The 14,241-nt window shown below is 69.3% G+C and carries 12 protein-coding genes; 11 read left to right on the forward strand and 1 reads right to left on the reverse strand.

What is annotated here, in order from left to right; genetic code table 11:
• Positions 1–2 precede the first annotated feature (2 nt).
• The 9 genes from ftsW (at position 3) to ACWDEW_RS08670 (ending at position 8,605) form a co-directional block, all read left to right on the forward strand.
• Positions 3–1,370, forward strand: coding sequence for a putative lipid II flippase FtsW (ftsW, locus tag ACWDEW_RS08630; RefSeq protein ID WP_450510878.1), 1,368 nt, complete (start codon positions 3–5; stop codon positions 1,368–1,370).
• Positions 1,371–1,376: 6 nt separating this feature from the next.
• Positions 1,377–2,468, forward strand: a complete 1,092-nt coding sequence (gene murG / locus ACWDEW_RS08635; protein ID WP_019067754.1) for an undecaprenyldiphospho-muramoylpentapeptide beta-N-acetylglucosaminyltransferase — start codon at positions 1,377–1,379, stop codon at positions 2,466–2,468.
• Between the two features lie 25 nt (positions 2,469–2,493).
• Positions 2,494–3,288, forward strand: coding sequence for a cell division protein FtsQ/DivIB (locus ACWDEW_RS08640; protein ID WP_450510880.1), 795 nt, complete (start codon positions 2,494–2,496; stop codon positions 3,286–3,288).
• Positions 3,289–3,564: 276 nt separating this feature from the next.
• Positions 3,565–4,755: a cell division protein FtsZ gene (gene ftsZ / locus ACWDEW_RS08645; RefSeq protein ID WP_450510882.1), complete on the forward strand. Its 1,191-nt coding sequence runs from the start codon at positions 3,565–3,567 to the stop codon at positions 4,753–4,755.
• Positions 4,752–5,480: a peptidoglycan editing factor PgeF gene (gene pgeF / locus ACWDEW_RS08650; protein WP_450510884.1), complete on the forward strand. Its 729-nt coding sequence runs from the start codon at positions 4,752–4,754 to the stop codon at positions 5,478–5,480. The genes ftsZ and pgeF overlap by 4 nt, the downstream gene beginning before the upstream one ends.
• Before the next feature lie 6 nt (positions 5,481–5,486).
• The gene (locus ACWDEW_RS08655; RefSeq protein WP_362982930.1) at positions 5,487–6,206 is read left to right on the forward strand and encodes a YggS family pyridoxal phosphate-dependent enzyme; all 720 of its coding nucleotides are present in this window, start codon (positions 5,487–5,489) and stop codon (positions 6,204–6,206) included.
• 128 nt (positions 6,207–6,334) lie between these two features.
• The gene (locus tag ACWDEW_RS08660) at positions 6,335–6,976 is read left to right on the forward strand and encodes a cell division protein SepF (RefSeq protein WP_026178397.1); all 642 of its coding nucleotides are present in this window, start codon (positions 6,335–6,337) and stop codon (positions 6,974–6,976) included.
• 50 nt (positions 6,977–7,026) lie between these two features.
• Positions 7,027–7,317, forward strand: a complete 291-nt coding sequence (locus ACWDEW_RS08665; RefSeq protein WP_019067748.1) for a YggT family protein — start codon at positions 7,027–7,029, stop codon at positions 7,315–7,317.
• Between the two features lie 52 nt (positions 7,318–7,369).
• The gene (locus tag ACWDEW_RS08670; RefSeq protein WP_019067747.1) at positions 7,370–8,605 is read left to right on the forward strand and encodes a DivIVA domain-containing protein; all 1,236 of its coding nucleotides are present in this window, start codon (positions 7,370–7,372) and stop codon (positions 8,603–8,605) included.
• Between the two features lie 196 nt (positions 8,606–8,801).
• On the opposite strand, the gene ileS is transcribed toward ACWDEW_RS08670, so the two are convergent.
• Positions 8,802–11,939 carry an isoleucine--tRNA ligase gene (gene ileS / locus ACWDEW_RS08675; protein ID WP_450510887.1) on the reverse strand — a complete coding sequence of 1,046 codons (3,138 nt, stop codon included), beginning with the start codon at positions 11,937–11,939 and terminating at the stop codon, positions 8,802–8,804.
• A 617-nt stretch (positions 11,940–12,556) separates the two neighbouring features.
• On the opposite strand from ileS, the gene ACWDEW_RS08680 reads away from it, so the two are divergent.
• Together ACWDEW_RS08680 and lspA are read left to right on the forward strand one after the other, a co-directional pair.
• Positions 12,557–13,501: a TraR/DksA family transcriptional regulator gene (locus ACWDEW_RS08680; RefSeq protein WP_450510889.1), complete on the forward strand. Its 945-nt coding sequence runs from the start codon at positions 12,557–12,559 to the stop codon at positions 13,499–13,501.
• 114 nt (positions 13,502–13,615) lie between these two features.
• Positions 13,616–14,191 carry a signal peptidase II gene (gene lspA, locus ACWDEW_RS08685; protein WP_450510891.1) on the forward strand — a complete coding sequence of 192 codons (576 nt, stop codon included), beginning with the start codon at positions 13,616–13,618 and terminating at the stop codon, positions 14,189–14,191.
• Positions 14,192–14,241: the final 50 nt, after the last annotated feature.

A 14,241-nucleotide genomic window follows, 5' to 3' on the forward strand; every position in this document is an offset into this window, starting at 1 on the left:
TGATGCCCAGTAGCCGTACCGGCCGGCCGCCCGTGCAGCAGCGGACCCCCAGACGTCCCGCCGCCGCACGGACCGTACGGGACAACCCCGTACGCCGGCTGTACACCAACGCCCGCCGGGCCTGGGACCGGCCGCTGACCGCCTACTACCTGATCGCCGGCGGCAGCGTGCTGATCACCGTACTCGGCCTGGTGATGGTCTACTCGGCCTCCCAGATCACGGCGCTCCAACTGTCGCTGCCCGGCTCGTACTTCTTCCGCAAACAGTTCCTCGCCGCCTGTATCGGCGGGGTGCTGGCGCTGGCCGCCTCGCGGATGCCGGTCAAGTTGCACCGGGCGCTGGCCTATCCGATCCTCGCGGGCGCCGTCTTCATGATGGCGCTGGTGCAGCTGCCGGGGATAGGGATGTCGGTCAACGGCAACCGCAACTGGATCTCGCTGGGCGGCTCGTTCCAGATCCAGCCCAGCGAGTTCGGCAAGCTGGCCCTCGTCCTGTGGGGCGCCGACCTGCTCGCCCGCAAGCAGGACAAGGCGATGCTCTCCCAGTGGAAGCACATGCTGGTGCCGCTGGTGCCGGTCGCGTTCATGCTGCTCGGGTTGATCATGCTCGGCGGCGACATGGGTACGGCGATCATCCTCACCGCGATCCTGTTCGGCCTGCTGTGGCTGGCCGGAGCGCCGACCCGGCTCTTCGCCGGAGTGCTGTCGATCGCGGGCGTGATCGGTGTGATCCTCATCAAGACCAGCCCCAACCGGATGGCCCGGCTCGCCTGCATCGGCGCCACCGAGCCCAAGACCGGGGTCGCCGACTGCTGGCAGGCCGTGCACGGGATCTACGCGCTCGCATCGGGCGGGATCTTCGGCTCCGGGCTCGGTGCGAGTGTGGAGAAATGGGGTCAACTCCCCGAAGCCCACACCGACTTCATCTTCGCCGTCACCGGTGAGGAACTGGGCCTGGCGGGCACGCTGTCGGTCCTCGCCCTCTTCGCGGCTCTAGGCTATGCGGGTATCCGCGTGGCCGGACGCACGGAGGACCCCTTCGTGAGGTATGCCGCGGGAGGCGTGACCACCTGGATCACCGCTCAGGCGGTGATCAACATCGGTGCGGTGCTCGGCCTGCTGCCGATCGCCGGCGTCCCGCTCCCGCTGTTCTCCTACGGGGGTTCCGCCCTGCTGCCGACCATGTTCGCCATCGGGTTGCTGATCGCCTTCGCGCGCGACGACCCCGCTGCGCGGGCGGCGCTTGCGATGCGGCAACCCCGCTTTGGTAGAAAACGGGGGGCCAGGGGACCCGGTTCCGGCCGGAGTCCCCGCAGATGGAACACGATGCGACGGCGTGCCTCGGCGGCGCGTTCGTCCGGAGAGCGGTGAATTTCGGTGCATGTCGTACTCGCCGGTGGGGGGACCGCCGGCCACATCGAGCCCGCGCTCGCCCTCGCGGACGCCCTGCGCAGGCAGGACCCCACCGTGGGGATCACGGCGCTGGGCACGGAACGCGGCCTTGAGACCCGCCTCGTACCCGAGCGGGGCTACGAACTCGCGCTGATCCCCGCCGTACCGCTGCCCCGCAAGCCCACCCCGGAACTGATCACCGTGCCGGGCCGGCTGCGCGGCACGATCAAGGCCGCCGAGCAGATCCTGGAGCGCACCAAGGCGGACGCGGTCGTCGGCTTCGGCGGCTATGTGGCACTGCCCGGCTACCTCGCCGCCAAGCGCCTCGGCGTGCCGATCGTGATCCACGAGGCCAACGCCAGGCCCGGGTTGGCCAACAAGATCGGCTCGCGCTACGCGGCCCAGGTCGCCGTCTCCACCCCGGACAGCAAGCTGCGGGGCGCCCGTTACATCGGCATCCCGCTGCGCCGCTCCATCGCCCTCCTGGACCGCGCGGCCGTACGGCCCCAGGCCCGGGCCGCGTTCGGGCTCGACCCGAACCTGCCGACGCTGCTGGTCTCCGGCGGCTCGCAGGGCGCCCGGCACCTCAACGAGGTGGTCGAGCGGGTCGCGCCGTACCTCCAACAGGCCGGAATCCAGATCCTGCACGCGGTCGGCCCGAAGAACGAACTGCCGCAGGTGCACCAGATGCCGGGGATGCCCCCCTATATCCCGGTACCGTACGTGGACCGGATGGACCTCGCGTACGCCGCGGCCGACATGATGCTCTGCCGCGCGGGCGCGATGACCGTCGCCGAACTCTCCGCCGTCGGACTCCCGGCCGCCTACGTCCCGCTGCCCATCGGCAACGGCGAACAGCGGCTGAACGCCCAGCCGGTGGTCAAGGCCGGCGGCGGACTCCTGGTCGACGACGCGGAACTGACGCCCGAGTGGGTCCAGGGCAACGTCCTGCCTGTGCTCGCCGACCCGCACCGGCTGTACGAGATGTCGCGCGCGGCAAGCGAGTTCGGCCGCCGGGACGCCGACGACCTCCTCGTCGGCATGGTGTACGAGGCGATCGCCTCGCGGCACCGCTAGCCCTATGTGAGAGAGGCAGGGGATCGTGGCCGGACCGACGACCGCCGAGCGCGGTGAACGCCAACAGGAGTCGTCCGGCCCGCCCCTTGTCCGGCGCCTGGGGCCGCGACGCCTTCGTCTGATTGTCGTACTCGCCCTCGCCGCAGTCCTGTTGGGCGCCGCCACGGTCTGGCTGCTCTACGGCTCGCAGTGGCTGCGGGTCGAGAAAGTGTCGGTCTCCGGGACCGAAGTCCTGACGCCGGAGCAGGTGCGCGAAGCCGCCGGAGTTCCGGTCGGCGGACCGCTCATTTCCGTCGACACCGATGCGATCGAAGCCCGACTCCGCAGTAAATTGCCCCGAATTGACACCGTTGACGTAGTCCGTTCCTGGCCTCACGGAATCGGGCTGAAAGTGACCGAACGCAGCCCGGTCCTGGTGGTGAAAAAGGGCGGAAACTTCATCGAAGTGGACGACGAGGGCGTGCGATTCGCCACCGTTTCCACGCCACCCAAGTCCGTTCCCACCCTCGAATTGACGCTCTCCCGAACAGCTTCGTCCGCCGTCGGCCTGCGCCGTTTCGGCGAGGACCGGCTCGTCCGCGAGGCGGTGCGCGTCGCGGGTGACATTCCGGCCGCCGTCGCACGCGACACACAGGTCGTCAAGGTCCGTTCCTACGACGACATCTCACTGGAGTTGAGTGGCGGCCGGACCGTCTCATGGGGAAGCGGCGACAAGGGCGCGGCGAAGGCGCGTACGCTCACCGCTCTCATGAAAGCAGCTTCCGGAGCCCGGCACTTCGACGTAAGTGTGCCCACCGCCCCTGCGTCAGCCGGGAGTTGACGCACATTCGCGCAGGCCAGCACCCTGGTTGGGCAGCGCTACGGCTGATCACATAGGGTGAAAAGAAAAACGGGAGGTTCGGCGTGTTCGTTGAACGTGCGCCACTTGTCGACTTAGTGTCCTGTTCAGAAGACTTCAAGGAACAGACACACTGGTAACCCTAAACTTCAACGTTAGGGTTCGGGTCGGCGCTACGGACCGTCCCATTCGGCATCTGCCGTCCCGCGCGGAACCGCACGGTGACGGCGACGTAATTCGAGGCGAGAGGCCTTCGACGTGGCAGCACCGCAGAACTACCTCGCAGTCATCAAGGTCATCGGTGTCGGCGGCGGTGGTGTCAATGCCATCAACCGGATGATCGAGGTCGGTCTCAAGGGCGTCGAGTTCATCGCCATCAACACCGACGCGCAGGCGCTGTTGATGAGCGACGCCGACGTCAAACTCGACGTCGGCCGCGAACTCACCCGCGGACTCGGCGCCGGCGCCAACCCGGCCGTCGGCCGCAAGGCCGCCGAGGATCACCGCGAGGAGATCGAGGAGGTCCTCAAGGGGGCCGACATGGTCTTCGTGACGGCCGGAGAGGGTGGCGGCACCGGTACCGGCGGCGCGCCCGTCGTGGCCAACATCGCCCGCTCCCTCGGCGCCCTCACCATCGGCGTGGTCACCCGCCCGTTCACCTTCGAGGGACGGCGCCGGGCGAACCAGGCGGAGGACGGCATCGCCGAACTCCGCGAAGAGGTCGACACCCTCATCGTCATCCCGAACGACCGGCTGCTGTCCATCTCGGACCGCCAGGTCTCGGTCCTCGACGCCTTCAAGTCGGCGGACCAGGTCCTGCTCTCCGGCGTCCAGGGCATCACCGACCTGATCACCACCCCCGGTCTCATCAACCTCGACTTCGCCGACGTCAAGTCCGTGATGTCCGAGGCCGGTTCGGCCCTCATGGGCATCGGCTCGGCCCGCGGCGACGACCGCGCGGTGGCGGCGGCCGAGATGGCGATCTCCTCGCCGCTCCTCGAAGCCTCCATCGACGGCGCCCGCGGCGTCCTGCTCTCCATCTCCGGCGGCTCCGACCTCGGCCTGTTCGAGATCAACGAAGCGGCCCAACTGGTCAGCGAGGCGGCCCACCCCGAGGCCAACATCATCTTCGGCGCCGTCATCGACGACGCCCTCGGCGACGAGGTGCGGGTCACGGTCATCGCGGCCGGCTTCGACGGCGGTCAGCCGCCGACCCGCCGCGAGTCCACCATGGGCTCGTCCTCGGCCCGCCGCGACGAGCCGACTCCGGCACGGCAGACCGAGAGCCGTCCGTCCTTCGGCTCGCTCGGCAGCGTCAAGCCCAAGGAGGAGCCGGAGGCCGCTCCGGAGCCGGTCGCCGACCTCCCGGTCGCTCCGCCGGTCCCGCCGTCGCGGACCTACTCTGACAGCGCCGCCGAGGAGCTGGACGTACCGGACTTCCTGAAGTGATAGGACAGCTCGACACCGTGAGCGGCGCGCACTTCGCCTTCACCGACAGGTGGGGCGGGGTGAGCGCCGTTCCGTACGAGGAGCTCAACCTCGGCGGCGCGGTCGGCGACGAGCCCGAACCGGTCCGTACCAACCGCGAACTGGCCGCCAAGTCACTGGGGTTGGACCCGGCCCTGGTGGTCTGGATGAACCAGGTGCACGGCGCGGACGTGGCCGTCGTCGACGGGCCCTGGGGGTCCTCGGACATCCCCTCCGTCGACGCGCTCGTCACCGCCCGGCGCGGACTCGCCCTCGCGGTCCTGACCGCCGACTGCACCCCGGTCCTGCTCGCCGACCCGGTCGCCGGGATCGCGGGCGCGGCCCACGCCGGACGCCCGGGCATGGTGGCGGGGGTCGTACCCGCCGTCGTACGGGCCATGACGGAACTCGGCGCCGATCCCGCCCGGATCGTCGCCCGCACCGGACCCGCCGTCTGCGGCCGGTGCTACGAAGTGCCCGCGGACATGCGCGCCGATGTCGCCGCCGTGGAACCCGCTGCGTACGCCGAGACGAGCTGGGGCACTCCCGCGGTCGACGTGACCGCCGGGGCGCACGCGCAGCTCGACCGGCTCGGGGTGCGCGACCGGGAGCGGTCGCCGGTGTGCACCCGTGAATCGGGCGATCACTTCTCGTACCGCCGTGACCGCACCACCGGGCGGCTCGCGAGCTATGTGTGGCTGGACTGATGGTGCATGACGGACCGTAGGGACGAACTCGCCGCGAATCTGGCGAAAGTCGACGAACGCATCGCCGCCGCCTGTGCCGCGGCCGGGCGGAAGCGCGAAGAGGTGACCCTGATCGTGGTCACCAAGACCTACCCGGCGAGCGACGTACGGACGTTGGCCGAACTCGGTGTGCGTCATGTCGCCGAGAACCGGGACCAGGACGCCGCCCCGAAGGCGGCCGAATGCGCGGATCTGCCGCTGAGTTGGCACTTCGTCGGCCAGTTGCAGACCAACAAGGTGCGATCCGTGGTCGGTTACGCCGATGTCGTGCAGTCGGTCGACCGGGCCCGGCTCGTGACCGCGCTGTCCAAGGAGGCCGAGCGGTCCGGGCGCGAACTGGGCTGTCTCATCCAGGTCGCGCTGGACGCGGGAGTGAGCGGGCGGGGCGAGCGCGGTGGCGTGGGACCGGGCGGCGTCGGGGAGTTGGCCGACCTGGTGGCCGCCTCCCCGGGGCTGCGGCTCGATGGTCTGATGACCGTCGCTCCGCTCACCGGGGAGTACGCGGGACGCCAACTGGAGGCGTTCGGGCGGTTGATGGATTTGTCGACTGACCTGCGCCGAGCCCATCCGGCTGCGAACATGGTGTCGGCAGGGATGAGTGCGGACCTCGAACAGGCCGTGGCAGCCGGAGCGACACATGTACGCGTCGGCACTGCGGTACTCGGCGTGCGCCCCAGGCTCGGGTAACGTCGCCAGGAAGTCGGACCACAGCAGAAAATATGGTCATTGCCGCCGAAGGCGGGCACAACGACCTCGTGGATCGCGGGCACTTGGCAGTCGTCAGCCGATCCACCACAGAGCGGAGGACTCAGAGAATGGCCGGCGCGATGCGCAAGATGGCGGTCTACCTCGGCCTCGTGGAGGACGATGGGTACGACGGCCGGGGTTTCGACCCCGATGACGACTTCGAACCCGAACTGGACCCTGAGCCCGAGCGGGACCGGCGGCGGCACGAGCCGTCGCACCAGGCGCACAGTTCACATCAGTCCCAAAGGGACGAACCGGTACGAGTGGTGCAGCCTCCGGCCCCTCGCGACCCGGTGTCCCATTCCGCTTCACTGGGTGCGGAATCAGGGCGTCCGGCGCGCATCGCGCCCGTGGCATCCATCACACAAGAACGCCAGTCCCTGGAGAAGAACGCACCGGTGATCATGCCCAAGGTCGTGTCGGAACGAGAGCCTTACCGGATCACCACACTTCACCCCCGGACCTACAACGAGGCCCGTACCATCGGGGAACACTTCCGTGAAGGCACCCCGGTGATCATGAATCTGACTGAGATGGATGACACAGACGCCAAGCGACTTGTCGACTTTGCGGCCGGTTTGGTGTTTGGTCTTCACGGCAGCATCGAGCGGGTGACGCAGAAGGTGTTCCTGTTGTCGCCTGCTAACGTCGATGTCACGGCGGAGGACAAGGCCCGCATCGCAGAGGGCGGGTTCTTCAATCAGAGCTGAGACAGACAGCCGCTAGGAAGCACGGAACAGGGGAGAGGGAAAGACAGACCATGAGCGTGTTCGCGCAGGTGATCTACATCGCGCTGATGGTGTTCCTCATCGTGCTCATCTTCCGGTTGGTCATGGACTACGTCTTCCAGTTCGCCCGCTCATGGCAACCCGGCAAGGCGATGGTGGTCGTTCTGGAGGCCGCCTACACTGTCACCGATCCACCGTTGAAGCTTCTACGGCGGTTCATTCCGCCGTTGCGTCTCGGGGGCGTGGCGCTCGACCTGTCCTTCTTCGTCCTGATGATCATCGTCTACATCTTGATCTCTATCGTGGGCAATCTCGCGGGGTGACAGTGGACGATACGGTCTTGCCGACTGCCGATGACTACGTTGAGGTGAAGAGATGCCGTTGACCCCCGAGGACGTGCGGAACAAGCAGTTCACGACCGTCCGCCTCCGAGAAGGCTATGACGAGGACGAGGTTGATGCCTTCCTCGACGAGGTCGAAGCCGAACTGACGCGCTTGCTCCGCGAGAACGAGGACCTGCGCGCCAAACTGGCAGCGGCCACGCGTGCCGCTGCCCAGAACCAGCAGAACATGCGCAAGCCCCCGGATCAGGACCAGCAGCAGGGCGGCATGCAGCAACAGGGGATGCCCCAGCAGGGCATGCCCCCGCAAGGCATGCCGCAGCAGGGCATGCGCGGTCCGGGCGCCCCGGTGCCCGCCGGCATATCGGGCCCGCCGCAGCAGCAGATGGGCGGCCCCATGGGCGGCCCGCCCCAGCTGCCGAGCGGCGCCCCGCAGCTGCCGCCCGGCCCCGGCGGTCAGGGTGGCCCGCAGGGCCAGGGTCCGATGGGACAGGGCCCCATGGGCCAGGGTCCGATGCAGGGCCAGATGGGCCAGGGCCCCATGCAGGGCCAGATGCAGCAGATGGGCCAGGGCCCGATGCAGGGTCAGATGGGCCAGCCCCCCATGCAGCAGCAGATGGGCATGGGCGGACCCATGGGCGGCGGCATGCCGCAGCAGGGCCCCGGTGGCGACAGCGCCGCCCGTGTCCTCTCGCTGGCCCAGCAGACCGCCGACCAGGCGATCGCCGAGGCCCGTTCCGAGGCCAACAAGATCGTCGGCGAGGCCCGTTCGCGCGCCGAGGGTCTGGAGCGCGACGCCCGTGCCAAGGCCGACGCCCTGGAGCGGGACGCGCAGGAGAAGCACCGCGTCGCGATGGGCTCCCTGGAGTCCGCCCGCGCCACGCTGGAGCGCAAGGTCGAGGACCTGCGCGGCTTCGAGCGCGAGTACCGCACGCGTCTGAAGTCCTACCTGGAGTCCCAGCTGCGCCAGTTGGAGACCCAGGCCGACGACTCGCTCGCTCCGCCGCGGGCTCCGGCCGCCGCGTCGCTTCCGCCGTCCCCGGCGCCCTCGATGGCTCCGGCCGGCGCGAGCGCCCCGTCGTACGGTGGCCCGCAGGGCATGGGTGGCATGGGAGGCCCGGCTCCGGCCGGACCGTCCTACGGCGGCCAGCAGCAGATGTCCCCGGCGATGACCCAGCCGATGGCTCCGGTCCGCCCGCAGGGTCCGTCCCCGATGGGCCAGGCGCCCTCGCCGATGCGTGGCTTCCTGATCGACGAGGACGACAACTGACCGGCCTGTAGTACGCCTCGGGCGTCGGCAGCGTTCAAAGGGCGGGGCCCCCGGATCTTCCGGGGGCCCCGCCCTTTTGTGTGCGGGTTCCTTCAGGGGCGCAGGAACCGCGCACGCCTGCTGCTCCTACTTGAAGGCATGAGAAAGGGCCCAGCCTCCTCCACGGAGACCGGGCCCTTTCTCACACCAGTGGTGCTTACGCCTTACGCAGGCGGAACACCAGCGACAACCCCTCGTCCGTGAACGGGACGCCGTACGTGTCGTCCGCCTCGCCCTGGGAGAAGTCCGTCGCCAGCACCTCGTCGGCGATCAGCCCCGCGTGCTCGGCCAGCGCCGAGATGACCTCCGGGTCGGTCGACGTCCAGCGCAGCGCGATGCGGTCGGCCACGTCCAGGCCGCTGTTCTTGCGGGCCTCCTGGATCAGCCGGATCGCGTCACGGGCCAGGCCGGCCTGCCGCAGCTCCTCCGTGATCTCCAGGTCGAGCGCGACCGTCGCACCCGAGTCGGAGGCCACGGACCAGCCCTCACGCGGAGTCTCTGTGATGATCACCTCATCCGGAGCCAGCGTGATGGTCTCGCCGTCCACCTCGACGGTCGCCGTGCCCTCGCGCAGGGCGAGGGACAGGGCAGCCGCGTCGGCGTTCGCGACGGCCTTCGCCACGTCCTGGACACGCTTGCCGAACCGCTTGCCCAGGGCGCGGAAGTTGGCCTTCGCCGTGGTGTCGACCAGCGAGCCGCCGACCTCGCTCAGCGAGGCGAGGCCCTCGACGTTCAGCTCCTCCGTGATCTGCGCGTGCAGTTCGCGGTCCAGGGCGGCGAAGCCCGTCGCCGCGATCAGCGCGCGGGACAGCGGCTGGCGCGTCTTGACGCCCGACTCCGCGCGCGTGGCCCGGCCCAGCTCCACCAGGCGCCGTACGAGGACCATCTGCTGGGACAGCTCCGGGTCGATGACGGACAGGTCCGCCTCCGGCCACGAGGACAGGTGGACCGACTCCGGGGCGCCCGGGGTCACCGGGACGATCAGGTCCTGCCAGACCCGCTCGGTGATGAACGGGGTCAGTGGGGCCATCAGCCTGGTGACCGTCTCGACGACCTCGTGCAGGGTGCGCAGCGCGGCCTTGTCGCCCTGCCAGAAGCGGCGACGGGAGCGGCGGACGTACCAGTTGGACAGGTCGTCGACGAACGCCGACAGGAGCTTGCCGGCGCGCTGGGTGTCGTAGGACTCCAGAGCCTGCGTCACCTGGTCGGTGAGCGCGTGGAGTTCGGACAGCAGCCAGCGGTCCAGGACCGGGCGGTCGGCCGGGGCCGGGTCCGCCGCGCTCGGTGCCCAGTCGGACGTGCGCGCGTACAGGGCCTGGAAGGCGACCGTGTTCCAGTACGTGAGGAGCGTCTTGCGGACGACCTCCTGGATCGTGCCGTGGCCCACCCGGCGGGCCGCCCACGGAGAACCGCCCGCCGCCATGAACCACCGCACCGCGTCCGCCCCGTGCTGGTCCATCAGCGGGATCGGCTGCAGGATGTTGCCCAGGTGCTTGGACATCTTGCGGCCGTCCTCGGCGAGGATGTGGCCGAGGCACACGACGTTCTCGTACGACGACTTGTCGAAGACCAGGGTGCCGACGGCCATCAGCGTGTAGAACCAGCCGCGGGTCTGGTCGATCGCCTCGGAGATGAACTGCGCCGGGTAGCGCGACTCGAACATCTCCTTGTTCTTGTACGGGTAGCCCCACTGCGCGAACGGCATGGAACCCGAGTCGTACCAGGCGTCGATGACCTCGGGTACGCGCGTGGCCGTCTCGCCGCACTGCGGGCAGGCGAAGGTGACCGCGTCGATGAACGGGCGGTGCGGGTCCAGGCCCGACTGGTCGGTGCCGGTCAGCTCGGTGAGCTCCGCGCGGGAACCGACGACCGTGAGGTGGTCGTCCGCGCAGCGCCAGATCGGCAGCGGGGTGCCCCAGTAGCGGCTGCGGGACAGCGCCCAGTCGATGTTGTTGTTCAGCCAGTCGCCGTACCGGCCGTGCTTGACGGTGTCCGGGAACCAGTTGGTGTTCTCGTTCTCCTGGAGGAGGCGGTCCTTGACCGCGGTGGTGCGGATGTACCAGGAGGGCTGCGCGTAGTACAGGAGCGCGGTGTGGCAGCGCCAGCAGTGCGGGTAACTGTGCTCGTACGGCACGTGCTTGAAGAGCAGACCGCGGTCCTTCAGGTCCTCGGTGAGCTTTTCGTCGGCCTTCTTGAAGAAGACACCGCCCACCAGCGGGACGTCCTCGGCGAAGGTGCCGTTGGGGCGGACGGGATTCACGACCGGCAGGCCGTACGCGCGGCAGACCTTGAGGTCGTCCTCACCGAAGGCGGGGGACTGGTGGACCAGACCCGTACCGTCCTCGGTCGTCACGTACTCCGCGTTCACCACGTAGTGGGCCGGCTCCGGGAACTCAACCAGCTCGAACGGACGTTGATACGTCCAGCGCTCCATCTCGGCACCGGTGAAGGTCTCACCGGTGGTCTCCCAGCCCTCGCCGAGGGCCTTGGCGAGCAGCGGCTCGGCGACGACGAACTGCTCCTCGCCGTTCGTCGCGACGACGTAGGTGACCTCCGGGTGAGCGGCGACGGCGGTGTTGGACACCAGCGTCCAGGGCGTCGTCGTCCAGACCAGGAGCGCGGCACGACCGGCCAGCGGACCGGAGGTGAGCGGGAAACGGACGTACACGGAGGGGTCGACGACGGTCTCGTAGCCCTGCGCCAGCTCGTGGTCCGACAGGCCCGTCTCGTCGCGCGGGCACCACGGGGCGACGCGGTAGTCCTGGACCAGCAGGCCCTTGTTGAAGATCTCCTTGAGGGACCACCAGACCGACTCGATGTACTCGGGATCCATCGTGCGGTAGGCGTCGTCGAGGTCGACCCAGTAACCCATGCGGGTCGTCAGCTCGGTGAAGGCGTCGGTGTGCCGGGTCACGGACGCGCGGCACTTGTCGTTGAACTCGGCGATGCCGTACGCCTCGATGTCCTGCTTGCCGGTGAAGCCCAGCTCCTTCTCGACCGCCAGCTCCACCGGGAGGCCGTGGCAGTCCCAGCCGGCCTTGCGGCCCACGTGGTAGCCGCGCATGGTGCGGAAGCGGGGGAACACGTCCTTGAAGACCCGCGCCTCGATGTGGTGGGCGCCCGGCATGCCGTTGGCCGTGGGCGGGCCCTCGTAGAACACCCACTCGGGGCGCCCCTCGGACTGGTCCAGGGTCTTGGCGAAGATCTTCTGCTCGCGCCAGAAGTCGAGCACGGCGTGCTCCAGCGCGGGCAGGTCGACCTGGGCGGGCACCTGGCGGTACGTCGGCGTTGTCATCAGCGAGCTTCCTCCGGCGGACTTTCTGCCTTCCGTCCGGAGGGACGAGAGCTACGACTTTCCGTACGCCGTGTGCGGCGCGCTCCCGCGGTACCACCCTCCTTGGCTCCCCGGTGCACCCTGCGCACCAATGAGCCCCCTCATTGGGGTCGCGATACCGGGTCTACTCGCCTCGGCCGGTCGGCTGCGGCTTTCTTCCGGCGGCTCCGGGGTGATCTTCGCGTCGCGCTCGCCCCCGGGCTTCCACCGTCCCCGGGTCGCTCTGGGCTGCGTACGCCGCTACTCGTCCCCATCCACGCTTCTCGCTCCGCCCAGTGTACGGGCCCGCGCCGACAGCGGCCGACCGGTTTTGCGGGGGCCACGGCGGGGGGCTTCGCGCGGGGGCTTCCCGGCCCGTCGTATGACTCGAATGGCGCTGAACGCGCGTTCGAGGTCCGGGGCGGCGGGCTCGGCGGATTACCCGGCGGGGAGCTGGGCACAACGCATGAAGGCTCGCCGCGCGGGACCGGAGGGGTGGACGAATCGGGCGGCGTGCCCCGTTGCCGCGGGACTCAAGTCGATTTATCGTCCCAGCACGATTCGCGTGCGTGATCACAAAATGTGAAGGGGCCGCGGCCATGGTGGCGAAGAAGACCGCAACGAAGAAGACCGCGGCGAAGAAGGCGGTCGCTACGAGGGCGGCTTCTTCGGAGAAGGCGAGCGGTGCGAAGAGGACGAGTGGCTCGGACAAAGCGACCGGTTCCGAGAAGGTGACCGGCTCGAAGAAGACGACTGTGAAGAGAACGGCCGCCAAGACGACGGCCGTGAACGCGAAGAAGACGGCTGTGAAGAAAGCGGCTGCGAAGAAGACGGCGACCCCGAAGGCGGCCGTCGCCCTGAACGAGTCCCCGAAGGGCACCGCCACGAGGACGGCCACGAAATCGACCGCGAAGAAGGCGACGGCGAAGAAGCCGGCCGCGAGGTCGACGGCCGGGTCGACGGCGACCGCCAAGACGACGAACAGCGCGAAGCGCACGAAGAGTGCGGCCAAGAAGGCAACGGCGGGCGCGGCGCGGGCCGCGGAGCAGACGGGAGCCACGACGGTGGTTGCGAAGAAGACTTCTGGCACGGCCACGGCGGCGAAGACACCGGTTCCGAAGGCGCGGCTCGCCGCGGCGGCCGGGCCGGGCGAGCTGGCGGTCCGCCCGGGCGAGGACCCCTGGACGCCTCAGGAGGTCGAGGAGGCCCGCACCGAGCTGAAGGCCGACGCCGAGCGGCTGAGCGAGGAGATCACGTCCACCGAGCGGGCCCTGGCCGGTCTGATGCGGGACTCCGGGGACGGCGCGGGCGACGACCAGGCCGACACGGGCACCAAGAACATCACGCGCGAGAGCGAGATGGCGCTGGCCGCCAACGCGCGCGAGATGCTGATCCAGACCGAGCGCGCCCTCGGGAAGCTGGACGCGGGCACCTACGGCCTGTGCGAGAACTGCGGCAACCCGATCGGCAAGGCGCGCATGCAGGCCTTCCCGCGGGCCACCCTGTGCGTCGAGTGCAAGCAGAAGCAGGAACGCCGTTACTGAGCGCCGTTACTGAATGCCAGTACTGAACGCCGGTACTGAACGCCGGTACAGAGGGTGCCGAGAGGTGTGCCGTACCCTCTTCCTCAGTCAGGTACCTAGGTTCGAGGGACTCACGTGGCAGAGGCGGAGCGCATCATCGGTACGCCGGATACCCCAGAGGCGGCGGGGGCCGAGCCGGAGCAGGGCCAGAGCGCTCCTCCCCGGGGCAGGCGCCGGATCGCCGTGCTGTTCGCGGTGGCCGCGTTCGCGTACACCCTCGACCTGGTGAGCAAGCTGCTCGTGGTGGCCAAGCTGGAGCACCACGCGCCGATCGAGGTCTTCGGGGACTGGCTGGAGTTCCACGCGATCCGCAACCCCGGCGCGGCCTTCGGGTTCGGCGCGGCCTTCACGGTCATCTTCACGATGATCGCCGCCGCCGTGATCGTGGTGATCGCCCGGCTGGCCCGCAAGCTCTACAGCCTGCCCTGGGCGATCGCGCTCGGACTGCTCCTGGGCGGCGCGCTCGGCAACCTCACCGACCGGATCTTCCGCTCGCCCGGCATCTTCCAGGGCGAGGTCGTCGACTTCATCGCGCCCAAGGGCTTCGCCGTCTTCAACCTCGCCGACTCGGCGATCGTCTGCGGCGGCATCCTGATCGTGCTGCTCTCCTTCCGCGGCCTGGACCCGGACGGCACGGTCCACAAGGACTGAGCACAGGCCCGCGGGGCCCGCGCGCACGGGCTCAGGTAAGGCGGTGTCGG

Source organism: Streptomyces sp. NPDC001100, from assembly GCF_053598575.1.